The sequence below is a fragment of the Cyanobacterium sp. T60_A2020_053 genome (genome assembly GCA_015272165.1).
Lineage (GTDB): Bacteria > Cyanobacteriota > Cyanobacteriia > Cyanobacteriales > Cyanobacteriaceae > Cyanobacterium.
This window is the reverse complement of record JACYMF010000049.1, coordinates 21,550-33,410: the sequence shown is the minus strand read 5'-3', so window position 1 is coordinate 33,410 and position 11,861 is coordinate 21,550. Positions and strand designations below refer to the sequence as shown.

Annotated in this window: 13 protein-coding genes and 1 pseudogene; 5 read left to right on the top strand and 9 right to left on the bottom strand. The window is 32.6% G+C overall.

The features are described 5' to 3' along the window. The 3 genes and pseudogenes from IGQ45_06955 to IGQ45_06945 form a co-directional block, all read right to left on the bottom strand. Positions 1-403: IS701 family transposase (locus IGQ45_06955; GenBank protein MBF2056951.1), on the bottom strand; the 403-nt coding region annotated here is incomplete at its 3' end. 22 nt (positions 404-425) lie between these two features. Next, a pseudogene (locus IGQ45_06950) lies at positions 426-557 on the bottom strand (type II toxin-antitoxin system RelE/ParE family toxin). Between the two features lie 250 nt (positions 558-807). Further along, entirely contained in the window at positions 808-1,263 is a 456-nt protein-coding gene (locus tag IGQ45_06945) for a DUF29 domain-containing protein (protein MBF2056950.1), read from the bottom strand. A 262-nt stretch (positions 1,264-1,525) separates the two neighbouring features. Here IGQ45_06945 and IGQ45_06940 point away from each other — a divergent pair, with 262 nt between their 5' ends. Next, positions 1,526-3,169, top strand: coding sequence for a DUF262 domain-containing protein (locus tag IGQ45_06940; GenBank protein ID MBF2056949.1), 1,644 nt, complete (start codon positions 1,526-1,528; stop codon positions 3,167-3,169). Between the two features lie 214 nt (positions 3,170-3,383). Here the strand turns inward: IGQ45_06940 and IGQ45_06935 are convergent, their stop codons facing one another. From IGQ45_06935 to bchD, 4 genes are all read right to left on the bottom strand, one after another. Then, positions 3,384-3,611 (bottom strand): hypothetical protein, encoded by a 228-nt coding sequence (locus IGQ45_06935; GenBank protein ID MBF2056948.1) that lies wholly within the window; start codon positions 3,609-3,611, stop codon positions 3,384-3,386. A 145-nt stretch (positions 3,612-3,756) separates the two neighbouring features. Next, positions 3,757-4,002, bottom strand: coding sequence for a DUF4926 domain-containing protein (locus IGQ45_06930; GenBank protein ID MBF2056947.1), 246 nt, complete (start codon positions 4,000-4,002; stop codon positions 3,757-3,759). A gap of 21 nt (positions 4,003-4,023) precedes the next feature. Beyond that, positions 4,024-4,356, bottom strand: a complete 333-nt coding sequence (locus tag IGQ45_06925; GenBank protein MBF2056946.1) for a hypothetical protein — start codon at positions 4,354-4,356, stop codon at positions 4,024-4,026. 22 nt (positions 4,357-4,378) lie between these two features. Beyond that, the gene (bchD, locus tag IGQ45_06920) at positions 4,379-6,415 is read right to left on the bottom strand and encodes a magnesium chelatase ATPase subunit D (GenBank protein MBF2056945.1); all 2,037 of its coding nucleotides are present in this window, start codon (positions 6,413-6,415) and stop codon (positions 4,379-4,381) included. Between the two features lie 148 nt (positions 6,416-6,563). Here bchD and IGQ45_06915 point away from each other — a divergent pair, with 148 nt between their 5' ends. After that, positions 6,564-8,615, top strand: a complete 2,052-nt coding sequence (locus IGQ45_06915; GenBank protein ID MBF2056944.1) for a DUF262 domain-containing protein — start codon at positions 6,564-6,566, stop codon at positions 8,613-8,615. A 71-nt stretch (positions 8,616-8,686) separates the two neighbouring features. Further along, entirely contained in the window at positions 8,687-8,911 is a 225-nt protein-coding gene (locus tag IGQ45_06910) for a hypothetical protein (GenBank protein MBF2056943.1), read from the top strand. Positions 8,912-9,019: 108 nt separating this feature from the next. Here the strand turns inward: IGQ45_06910 and IGQ45_06905 are convergent, their stop codons facing one another. Then, positions 9,020-9,226 carry a hypothetical protein gene (locus IGQ45_06905; protein MBF2056942.1) on the bottom strand — a complete coding sequence of 69 codons (207 nt, stop codon included), beginning with the start codon at positions 9,224-9,226 and terminating at the stop codon, positions 9,020-9,022. 227 nt (positions 9,227-9,453) lie between these two features. Between IGQ45_06905 and IGQ45_06900 the strand changes: the two genes are divergently transcribed. Next, positions 9,454-9,744 carry a nucleotidyltransferase family protein gene (locus IGQ45_06900; protein ID MBF2056941.1) on the top strand — a complete coding sequence of 97 codons (291 nt, stop codon included), beginning with the start codon at positions 9,454-9,456 and terminating at the stop codon, positions 9,742-9,744. Then, positions 9,737-10,093: a DUF86 domain-containing protein gene (locus tag IGQ45_06895; GenBank protein MBF2056940.1), complete on the top strand. Its 357-nt coding sequence runs from the start codon at positions 9,737-9,739 to the stop codon at positions 10,091-10,093. The genes IGQ45_06900 and IGQ45_06895 overlap by 8 nt, the downstream gene beginning before the upstream one ends. 151 nt (positions 10,094-10,244) lie before the next feature. Here the strand turns inward: IGQ45_06895 and IGQ45_06890 are convergent, their stop codons facing one another. Further along, the gene (locus IGQ45_06890; GenBank protein MBF2056939.1) at positions 10,245-11,750 is read right to left on the bottom strand and encodes a WD40 repeat domain-containing protein; all 1,506 of its coding nucleotides are present in this window, start codon (positions 11,748-11,750) and stop codon (positions 10,245-10,247) included. Positions 11,751-11,861 lie beyond the last annotated feature (111 nt).

Sequence of the window (11,861 nt, the reverse complement as noted above, 5' to 3'; positions counted from 1 at the left end):
TATCATCTTTGTTTGTAAAGATTTGTCGATGAAGTAAAATCGGAAATTCTACTCCTTTTAACCACACTAATTTTGCATTCTTTTCTGACCATTCTAGTTCATCAATTCTAATAAAATGACCCTGTTTTTTCTTTTCTTCACTGATCGCTACGGTTCGATTACTTTTTAATGCCATGATGAAATGTTTACCCAATGTTATTCGGATAAAATCCATATTTTCCTTTGCCGCAAACCAACTATCTGTTAATACATATTTGTATTTCAGCTCATTTTTTTGACAAATTATTAACTGTTTTCTCAATAATTCATTTTTTGTGGCACTTCCCCTCCGTTTTTTCTTTTTTGTTTTAATTTCGCAAAACTCTATTGGTTTCTTGATTACCTCAAAAGCTACTGGTATCATCGAATATTAATACTCCATCCCTGATTGCCTCTAATTCTGTAACCAATTTTAACACCCAAATAACTTTTTGAGCTTGTTTTGCGGAAAGAGAATCCAAAAAATCTTCTATAGGACGATTCCCCGAAGATGTACGATAGAAAACTATTTCTCTCATAGTTAATAGCAAAGAGTATAAGAGTATTCAAAGCTTTTCCCAATTAATTTTATGGTAAAAACTTCCACGACATTTCTTTAAGGAGATTCACTGTCAGTTCTCGTGTAAGATTAATTGTATAGTTAATATTGGGTTGGATTTTATTTATCATATAACCCAACATCAACCCAAATCAATATTACTTCATCTCACCAATAGCGCCCTTCGCCATTTTTGCGATAAGTTGATCTGTTGCCTTTAGTAACGAAGATTAAATTAGATAATTTTGGTCTAAAATTTGTTCTAAAGTATAAGGGCAAGTGTCAGGAAATTTTACAGAGTGTGTAGTCTTTTGTTGAACAAATTTTAAAGCATCTTGATAAATTGACTCCAAGTTTTCTGTTAAATAATTACTTAAATTAGTTGTTAAATCACGTTTAATTTGAGAGCGAAAGCCAATTACTTCTGTTTTCCAGTGATTAGAATTATTTTCAAATTCTGTTGTCCAATATTGCAGTAATAAAAGATGTCTAATAATTTGTTCTGTCAAACTTGCTACTTTTGATTTATCTCGACGTGCCAAACTTTCTAACTCCTCAATTAAATTTTCTAAATCTAACTCATTAAAACGTTTCTCTCGCAATAATTTTATTGTTTCTTCTAACCAAAAATGCTCATCAATTTCATAAATATTTTTTAGGTTTGTTGTTAATAATGTATTTACCATAAAATTATTAATGTGAATGTACTTTATCCTATTATAAGCAACAAGTTTTAAAAATATCTGATTCATGTTACTTCATAAGAGCGATCGCACCCTTACTCAAAAAAAACCATCATAAAATGTAGGTTGGGTTAAACGAAGTGCAACCCAACACAAATAAATTGAGTTAAATAAGATGTAATCTCTTAAATTCAAAATTGGATAATGTTATGATGGTATTGTTTTTAAAGTAACATAATAAGATATTCCTCACTAACTATCTAGTATGGCTGTTGGACAAAATTTTCTGGCTCAATTAAAACAAGTTCGGGTAAACAAAAAAACTATTACTCGTTCTATTCGTGATTTAATGACAGATTTTCAGAGTGCAAAGATTGTTATTCCACCTTATCAAAGAACTTTTGTTTGGGATTTCTCTAAACAATGTCGTTTTGTTGAGTCGATATTCATGGATATTCCAATTCCACCACTATTTTTTTTGGAAAAATTCGATGAGGAGACTGATGCCACTATGTTTGAAATAATAGATGGTGTACAGAGATTAACTACATTAGCAAATTTTATTAATGGTAGCTTGAAAGTTGCTAATCTCGATAATTTACCAGAATTAAATCAATCTACATTTAATCATTTACCTTCTAATATCAGTGCTTTATTTCTTGAGCGTCAAATCAATACTATTGTTATTGAGAGTGACACTCATCCTGAAATACAGTTTGAAGTATTTGGACGATTAAACATGGGATCTGTTTCTTTAAATGCCCAAGAATTAAGAAACTGTATGTTTCATGGTGATTTTAATGATTTTTTAATTGATTGTTCTAAAAATTTGATTTATAGAGAACTCTTACATCCTTTCCCTAAACTTCGACCTCCAAAAGAAGGTAAACCAGATAAAAATAGGATGCTTGATGTTGAATTAGTTTTACGATTTTTCGCACTTCATGATTTTTATGATTCAGAAACTAATAAGTATCCTGAACCTAGAACTGAGACTTTAAATGACTATATGAGGGAACAAGCTAAAAATGAAGATGAAAACTTTAAAAAGCAAAAACAGGATGAATTAAATATCTTATTTAATAAAGTTTTAGATATGGTAAAAATTACTTTTGAAGATAATCATTATCGGAGTTTTTCAGTAAAAAAAGATAATAATGCTAAATTTTCTCCTCAACCAAATGCTGCTATTTATGATATACAAATGTTAGGTTTTGTTCCTTATAATATAGAAGATATTAGAGATAAAACAGAGGTAATTTATGATAAGTTCTTAGACTTATCTTCGTTTGACCGCAATTTTATTGATGCTGTCTCTCGCTCTACTAATGCTAGGTTAAATGAACGTATAGGTATTTGGGATAATCAGCTTAAGCAAATAATTGAAAATTTTGACTCTTATCTACAAATATTTACTAATAAAAAAAATGCTTATCAAGCATCTCCTTTTTGCTCAGTTTCTGGAAAAAGAATTGAAACCTTTGAAGAAGTAGATTTTTATGATAATAAAATATACCATAAAGCCTTTTCTCCTAAGTTAGAAATGTCGGTAGATGTTAGTAAAAAAGTTACTATTAACAGTTCCGTTAGCATTCTATTGAATGGAAATGAACTACAATTTGATGATATTCGTGAAGCTACAAGGTTTGTAATAGACTTTATATCCAAAAGAATTACAGATGACATTCATGATATTATCCGTTTAAATAAGTTAGATTATGTGGGTACTCAAGAAGATTTATTATCAAGAGAAGGAAATAAAATCATTCAACCTTTTGGCAATTTGAATAACATTGACGGGGAGCGACTTTACTTTTATTTATCCAATCGTCGAGCAGAAAATATAACTAGATTGATAGAATTAGCTTCTTTATTTAGTTTTATGAGTGATTTTCAAGTTTTGAATTGAACTATAAAAGTGGGCTACACTTCAAACTCATCAAAATTATTGATTAATCGAAAAACATGGGTGGGGATGTTGGGTTTCGTGCCTCAACCCAACCTACTAATTACCAGATGATTTATCCGCAAAAAAAAACTCAAACTCTCTCCAAAAAGGGAGATTATTTGAAGTTTTTTTTGATTGTTGAGCTTTTAAAGATAAAGATTGTAAAATAATTATTTTATTCTTCACTTTTAGCCCACTTAACACCTTTATAAATTCCATATCCGATCAATCCAGCTACTCCAACGACTCCTGCTATGGGAAGAGCAACAGTTGTTGTTGTTGTTAACCCAATTACTCCTAACAGTCCTGAAGCTGGAGCTGTAATAGTCGCTACAGTAATGGAACCGGTACCGGCTAAACCAGCACCTGTTACAATCGCTCCAACTGTTTTTGCTTCGTCCATATATATCCCTCTTTTTTTTAGAAATATTTATTAAACTATACCATAAAGAGCCATTTAATTGTTTATCAATGTTGAGATACCAACCAGAGTTAATCTTAAGTTTATATCTGCGAAGCCAAAAAGATAGAAACGTTACACACACCGATTAAGCAATTTCCGATAAAAGCCTTATGCTGGGTACATCTGATTTAGTTGGTTGACGAAAATAACTCATTGGTAGGGTGACAACGGTTCTGGTATTTCCTAATAAATCAAAAAACTCCACACTATAACCCGTTTCCAAATCACTAACATTATGTATATCTACTACAGTGCCAATATCACCAGCAAATAAACTATCTTCGACTATATCCTTTAATAAGATTACATCAGAATAAAGGGAAAAATTCATAATATTTAAAACCTCCAATTTTTATTCAGGAATCATGGTAATTAATCGGGGAATTTCTGTACCTTTGTCAATTTGCCATACACTTTTCATTAATAATGGCTTGTTAATAGGGGTAAGTATTTCTGATATTATTTCATATCTTATGCCATAAGGTGTTTCTTTGATTATAGTAACTTCTCCATTGAGATGGAACTTGCGAATATCTAATTCTAATTGTTGCCAATTATCAGGAGAGTAACCATAATTAAGCAACATTTTTGCCTTTGAACCTCCCCTTGTATGATTGATATTCAACAAATAATCTACTATTTTAGATTGTTCTATATTGGCGCGATAGAAATTAGGAATTTTCATCATACTTTACCCCAAATTAATATTACTTCATCTCAGCAATAGCGCCCTTCGCCATATTTGCGATAGCTTGGTCAGTAGCTTTCGGTAACTGATAATAAGTACCACCGGCAGTAGTAGCCAACTCCTTACCGAAGCCTGTCGAAACAAACTTCTTCTCAGTATCGATAACCAACAACTTCATACCCAGCGCCCGTATCTTTCCAGCAATACTTAGTAACTCCGCCTTAATATCAGGCTTTTCCCCTTCCTCAAGAGTTTCACCCAAAGATCGAGCCAAAGGAATATTACCGCGCCCGTCAGTGATAGCAACGATTACCACTTGTCCAATATCTCCAGACATCTGCGCATTAACCCCTACCTGCACCGCTTGACTAAGAGCATGGGAAAGAGGTGAACCACCGCCACAAGGCAGAGTTTCGAGGCGTAAACGAGCGAGAGTAATGGAACGAGTGGGGGGTAATAAAACATCAGCTTGTTCCCCACGGAAAGGAATTAACGCCACCTGATCCCGATTTTCGTAGGCTTCCGTTAACAAGCGCATAACAGCGCCCTTCGCCGATTGCATCCGATTAAGAGCCATAGAACCAGACGCATCCACCACAAAAACGATTAAAGCCCCTGCTTTGCGCACGAGACGTTTTGACCTCAAATCCACGTTTTCCACGATAACACGGCGATTAGGGTAGCGTTCACGGCGACTTTTTTGGTAGGGTGCAGCAGCCCTCAAAGTAGCATCCACAGCAATTCTTCTGACTTTACCTTTAGGTAACATGGGTTTAATATAGCGCCCTCGATCATCGCTGAAAATCATATTACGAGCGCCCGACTTGCCCTGTCGTTGCATCTGTTGGGCAAAATATAATACGCTGGGGTCTAAAATCACCCCTTCCACATCAAAAACGAACTCCTCTGGAATTTGGGGCGCTTCCTCTTCCTTCTCTTCTTGATTTTCCTGATCCTCCTTATTATCTTCCTTCTCCTCCTGATCCTCCTCTTCCCCTTCATCCCCTTGATCTTGGGGCTTTGGTGGTGGCGGTGGGGGTTGCATCTGATCCTCTGGTGGTTGCTGTTGTACCATAGTCGAACGTGGCACAATGACCAATTCTACCGCTTTGCGTAGATCATCCGCCGTAACATTATTACGCCCTTCCAACGCAGCAGCCGCCATGGCTACCCTAACCGCAAAAATTTCCGCCCGATGTCCTTCTACTCCGCCCCTAACTGCTTCCTGTACTAAATATTTAACCTGTTCGGTAGTGATTTTTACTTCCTTAATCCATTCCCTCGCCAAAATAATTTCCGTGCGTAGCGCCTCTAAATCTTCGTCATATTGCTCAAGAAATTTCACGGGAGAAGAAGCATAATCAATCACTTGATCCACCGCTTGGACTCTCTCATCTAAGGCTAACACGCCATCAGCACTGAGGGCAACGGCAATACGATCTAATAAATGTTCTCGCAAATTGCCTTCTTCGGGGTTGTAAGTGGCGATTAGCAAAGGTTGGCAAGGATGGGCAAAACTGATGCCTTCCCTTTCAATTTGGTTTTTGCCATCGGTTAATACTGTCAGCAGTTGGTTAGCGATTTGGTCATCTAACAAATTGATTTCATCGATATATAATACTCCTCGATTGGCTTTTGCTAATAAGCCGGGTTGAAAAATCGGTTCGCCTTTTTGCACTGATTCTTCCACATCAACCGATCCCAAGAGTCTGTCTTCCGTTGTGCCGAGGGGGATTTGGACGAAGGGCGCTGGGATTACTTCCGTAGGAATTTCCTCTCTAGGAGTATTACCGTATTTTTCGAGGGTTTCGCTATCCCAACTATTGCGATCATCCGGGTTACAATTAAAACGACTATCTTTAATAACCTCAATGGGGGGTAATAGGGTATGGATGCCGCGCGCCATCACGGATTTAGCCGTGCCTCGTTTCCCAGCGATGGCAACCCCTCCCAAGGTGGGATCAACTGCGGATAATAATAAGGCTGTTTTGATGGCTTGTTGTCCGATAACGGCAGTGAGGGGAAAATTTATATTATTAGTAGTTAATGTTGGCATTAATATAGAATTGATTATAAATGCAATGTAAAGCTATATTTTACCGTACATGGGATATAGACTTGATTAGATTCAAAAAAAATGTTACGGTTGTGCAAATATTAGGTAAGAAAATTTAGCCCAACTTTTGATGTGATATTAGCTATATATGAAAGCAAACGAAACTAAAATACAAAATTTTTTATCTTTAACAAAAACACAATTCGTCATACCAGTTTATCAAAGAAATTATGATTGGTCGATTCCTCAATGTAAGCAACTGCTTGACGATATTTTATCAGTTGGAAAAAACTCAGAGATGAATGCTCATTTTATCGGTAGCATCGTTTTTATACATGATGATGTTTATACAGCTTCAAGAACCAAAGAACTTAGTATTATAGATGGACAACAAAGATTAACCACACTAGCTTTAATCTACTTAGTAATTTATCGATTGGCATTAAATTTTAATGATTTGGAATTAGCATCTGAAATTAATGAAACATATTTAATCAATAAATTTGTTAGTGAAGAAGATAAATTAAAACTTAAATTAACTGAGCCAAATTCAAATGCTTTAAAGTATTTATTAAAAGGTGATTTTCAAAAAAAGTTTAACGAATATTCTAGGATTGTTGATAATTTTAACTATTTTAATCAGAGAATTAATGAAGAAAATTATCAAGTCGTAATTGATGGATTAAATAAATTAATATTTGTTGAAATTTCTTTAGAAAGAGGAAAGGATGATCCACAAAGAATATTTGAAAGTCTCAATTCGACTGGCTTAGACTTATCTCAAGCTGATTTAATTAGAAATTATATTTTAATGGGATTAAAACTAAAAGAGCAAAGAAAAGTTTATGAAAATTACTGGCTAACTATTGAAAAATTAGCAAGAGATGATATTCACAATATTAGTAAAGTGTCTGATTTTATTCGAGATTACCTAACATTAACGGATAAAAATATACCTAATAAAAATAAAGTTTACATAAGTTTTAAATCAAAATATTCTAATTTAAATCTTGAAACATTAGAAAAAGAACTCTCAAATATTAAATCTTTAGCCCACTTTTATAACAAATTAATCAATCCACAGAGAGAAGAAGATAAGGATATTCGTAATCAATTAGAATGTTTAAAACGTTTAGAAACAAATGTAACTCATCCTTTCTTAATGCAGGTTTATTATGATTATAAGTATTCTACTATTGATAAAAAAACTTTTCTTGCCATTTTGGACTTAATACAGTCTTTTATTTGGAGAAGATTTATTATCGGTTTACCAACAAACTCCCTGAATAAAATATTTATGAGTTTATATGATAAAGTTGACCTTAATAATTACTTAATATCCATTCAAAAAACACTAATTCAACGTACAGGAAGTCAAAGATTTCCTCAAAATAATGAAGTTTTAGATGCTTTGAAGTTCAAAGATATGTACAACATTCAATCAAAAAATCGAACTTACTTTTTGGAAAGATTAGAAAATTATAATAATCCAGAAATAGTTATTATTGATGAGAAAATAACGATTGAACATATTTTCCCTCAAAATCCAGATTCTCAGTGGAAAAAAGACTTAGGTATTGAAGAGTTTAATTACATCAAAAGTAATTACTTACATACAATTGCTAATTTAACTTTATCTGGACATAATAATAGTTTAAAAAATAAATCTTTTTTAGCAAAAAGGGATATGATTGACTCAGGTTATAAATACAGTCGTTTGTGGCTTAATAAATACATATCTCAACTAGACATTTGGAATCAACAAGAATTAGAAAAAAGATTTCAACTAATTAGCAAAAGATTTTTATCTATTTGGCAATATCCTGATATTAAAATAGAAGAAATAAAAGAGATAGAAGAGTTTAATATTTTTGAAGCAGATGACCCTAAATACAAAAAACTTGATTATGCTATTTTTTGTGATGAAAAAATAGAGATAAAAGAGGTATCAAAATTATACGCAGAAATATTTAAAAGATTGTTTGAAAAACAACCTGAACTTTTTTTTACAACAGATTTAGGTGAAAAAGTTAAAATTAGCAAGAAAAATGAAAAACATAATGTTCGGCAACAACTTATGATCAACGAAACTTATTTTATTGAGGGTAATCTGGACAATAGTGCTAAATTTGAAAGAATTAAATATGCTCTATCTCTATTCAGATTGGAAGAAGAGTTAATTATTAAATATTCTGATTAAAAGTCTATTTAGGATGGAGGGCTCTGATTTAGTATAATTAAATTATTTAGAAAAATGGTAACTCTATAATTATGACTAAAAGTATTATTGTTCCTGTTAATTTAGAAACTGCGAATACTTTTAATAATTTACCTTTAGAAAAAAAGCATAAAATACAAAACTTTCTTAGTTTACAGTTAGAAACTGCTTTAAAATCTAAACAATCTCTACTGGAAATTATGGACGAAATTAGTGAAGAAGCAAAAGAGAAAGGATTAACACCTGAAATACTGAAATCTTTGTTAGAAGATGAGTAAATTTTATGTTTTAGATACTAATGTTATGGTTAGTGCCATATTATTTTCTGAGTCTGTACCAAGAAAAGCCTTTAATTTTGTATTTAATTCTGAAAAAATTTTACTATGTTAAAAAGAAAATGGATTACTGAGGTCCAAAATATTGACTAATTCATCAACCGTCATATTACTACTTTTTGCCATTTCTTCTAAATCATTATTTAACGAGTCAAATAATTTTCTGAGTTTTTCCGTATCCTTTTTCTTAATTCCTATTTTTTTTCGATAATAATTAACATCTTTATTTGCTTCTGTTTTAATTTCGATTAAAGTCACAATATTATTTTGCTTATCGATGTTACATTTTTTATATTCTAGCTCAAATTAGGTGCGGTCATACAGAGCGACTTTATAGTCTTTTAAATTAGATCGTAGGGTGGGCAATGCTTATTCTAAGTTAATGATTACTAAAAAACCAGCGCCCTCCCCCTCAACCATATTACTTAAATCCAGCGCCCTTCACCCCATGCCATAATAATTATTATTAATAATCAATAACAGAAATGAACAAACAAAAAGTTCTCCAAATCCTCACAGAAAATAAACCTTTGCTTCAAAAAAAATATGGAGTTGATAGCTTATCCTTATTTGGTTCAACTGCCAGAGATACCGCCACAGAAACCAGTGATATTGATATACTAATTAGCTTTAGAGAAAAAGCCAATTCAAGTAAATATTTTGGCGTATTATTTCATCTCGAAGATTTATTAAAAAGTCCTATCGATTTAGTAACCACCAGCGCCCTTCGCCCCGAATTAAAAGCTCAAATTGAAGCAGAAAAAATTGATGTCTAATGATACACCACGCAGAAAATGGCTATTTTACCTTGACGATATGATCAACTTTGCCGAGAAAGTACAAAAATATACTAGCAACCTCGATCAAATAAACTTTATTGCTAATGAATTATATTACGATGCAACCCTAAGAAATTTAGAACTTATCGGCGAGGCAGCCACTAAAATTCCCCTACAAATCAGAAATAATTATCCAGATATTCCTTGGCGAAAAATCATTGCTACTCGTAACAGAGTTATTCATAACTATCTCGGTATTGATAATGATATTATTTGGAGCATTGTTTGTGATGAAATTCCGATCCTGATTGTAAAATTACGTCAACTTAAAGAACTTTCTCAGTAAACACCAGAGCCCTCCATCGTATTTTACTCCCCTCTCCTGTGGGAGAGGGGTTGGGGGTGAGGGTCAAACCCAGCGCCCCCCACCGCCCTACAATCAATTTCACGGTTTTAGTTTCCTGTCCTGATTTTTGGCAATATTCAAGTTTTAATAACTAGGCTATTATATCTCGCCAAACAGCAATAGTAGCATCTTTACTACCACTAACTAAAGTATGACCATCAGAACTTAACGCAAGACAAGTAACACTATCAACATGACCTTCTAAGGTTCTCACACAGTCCCCTGTTTTCCAATTCCATAGTTTAATTGTCTTATCTGCACTGGCGCTAAATAATGTTGAACCATCTTTGCTAAAAACTAATGAATTAATGGAAGATGAATGACCTTTTAAATTTCTAATTAATGATCCTGTTTTAACATCCCATAAAACTATATTTTTATTGCTATCACCAGTGACTAAAGTTTTGCCGTCAAGAGTAAATCTAACACATAAAACTGAGTGATTCTCTTGAAATTTTAAAACTATTTCCTGACTGTACAAACTGCCTAAATGAATACAACCATCTTTCGTTGCTATTGCTATTAACTGTCCATCAGGACTAAATGCTACTGATAAAACGGCACTTTCCATTTTATGGCTACCAATTATTTTTCTGTTGTCAAAGTTGAATATGTTAACTTTTCTATCATCACCACCACTGGCTATTATATTTTCATGGGGATGTATTGCTATAGAGTTAACTTTACCATAATGACGGTATAGAAGAATGTCTTTATTTCGATCTCGATCAAATGCTGTAATGTGACCAAAAGAATGACCATAAATAACATTTTTTCCACGATTAAAAAACTTTAATCCATTAATCAAACTATGACCATTATATGTAAATTTTGTCGGTTGGATGGAATTACCATCAAATTTAGAAAAAACAAGATCACCCTTTTTCTCACTAACAATCATACTTTCTGCTGAATTTATCGCAAGGGAATAGACTGGTGAATAAGTAAACCATGCTTTATACATTTTCCATTTACCAGCGCCCTCCACGATGGCATTATTAACTTGTTGTATTTGTGATTTAAAATTATCTAAAATAGTTATTTGTTCTGCTTGTCTTTGCTTTAAAGTGTCAATATAAACTGCATTAACTGCTTTTTGCTCAAAGTGTTTTGCTAATAATTTTTGACTAAATTCAGGAAATTTTAACTCATATAAAGGATTGATTTTGAGAAAAGAAATATCAATAAAATAAGATGCTAATAATTGATTTAAAGTAATAATTAACTCTCTTATTTTTATTAAACAATCTTCTTGATTAACTTCTGATTGTTGTAACACATTAAAAGTGTTTTTCCAATTCCATAAATCACTAGAAATTATTTTTGGCTCGATACTTTTCAAATCCCAAAACCCCACATTAAATTGACAGGTATAATCATTTATATCAGTATAAAATATAGCTGTAGGAATAGGAGAAAGAATGCCATGTAATTGTGTAACGGTAATATCTCCTATAGTTTTCTTAAAATAATCTGTATAAATTTTTACTTTGTAATCATTAGTTGATTCTGAATAAAATTTTCGTAAGTCTGTTGGTATTCCACCAAAATCGGATGCCAAATTATTACGAATTAAAGAAGGCACATCAAGGGTCATTTTAGGTGGTGCAACTAAAAGTAATAAGGTTTCTTTTGTTTGTAAAATTGTTTTTGTTTCATTACGACTTAATATACCCGACCAATTTTCTTGCTCCCAATTTCCTTGAAT

Excerpts from the sequence above, each read along its gene's own strand:
- IGQ45_06890 (MBF2056939.1), bottom strand. The coding sequence starts at position 11,750 with ATGACCCTTGATGTGCCTTCTTTAATTCGTAATAATTTGGCATCCGAT.
- IGQ45_06895 (MBF2056940.1), top strand. The coding sequence starts at position 9,737 with ATGTCTAATGATACACCACGCAGAAAATGGCTATTTTACCTTGACGAT.
- IGQ45_06930 (MBF2056947.1), bottom strand. The coding sequence starts at position 4,002 with ATGAATTTTTCCCTTTATTCTGATGTAATCTTATTAAAGGATATAGTC.
- IGQ45_06915 (MBF2056944.1), top strand. The coding sequence starts at position 6,564 with ATGAAAGCAAACGAAACTAAAATACAAAATTTTTTATCTTTAACAAAA.
- IGQ45_06910 (MBF2056943.1), top strand. The coding sequence starts at position 8,687 with ATGACTAAAAGTATTATTGTTCCTGTTAATTTAGAAACTGCGAATACT.
- IGQ45_06935 (MBF2056948.1), bottom strand. The coding sequence starts at position 3,611 with ATGGACGAAGCAAAAACAGTTGGAGCGATTGTAACAGGTGCTGGTTTA.
- IGQ45_06945 (MBF2056950.1), bottom strand. The coding sequence starts at position 1,263 with ATGGTAAATACATTATTAACAACAAACCTAAAAAATATTTATGAAATT.
- IGQ45_06900 (MBF2056941.1), top strand. The coding sequence starts at position 9,454 with ATGAACAAACAAAAAGTTCTCCAAATCCTCACAGAAAATAAACCTTTG.
- IGQ45_06940 (MBF2056949.1), top strand. The coding sequence starts at position 1,526 with ATGGCTGTTGGACAAAATTTTCTGGCTCAATTAAAACAAGTTCGGGTA.
- bchD (MBF2056945.1), bottom strand. The coding sequence starts at position 6,415 with ATGCCAACATTAACTACTAATAATATAAATTTTCCCCTCACTGCCGTT.
- IGQ45_06925 (MBF2056946.1), bottom strand. The coding sequence starts at position 4,356 with ATGAAAATTCCTAATTTCTATCGCGCCAATATAGAACAATCTAAAATA.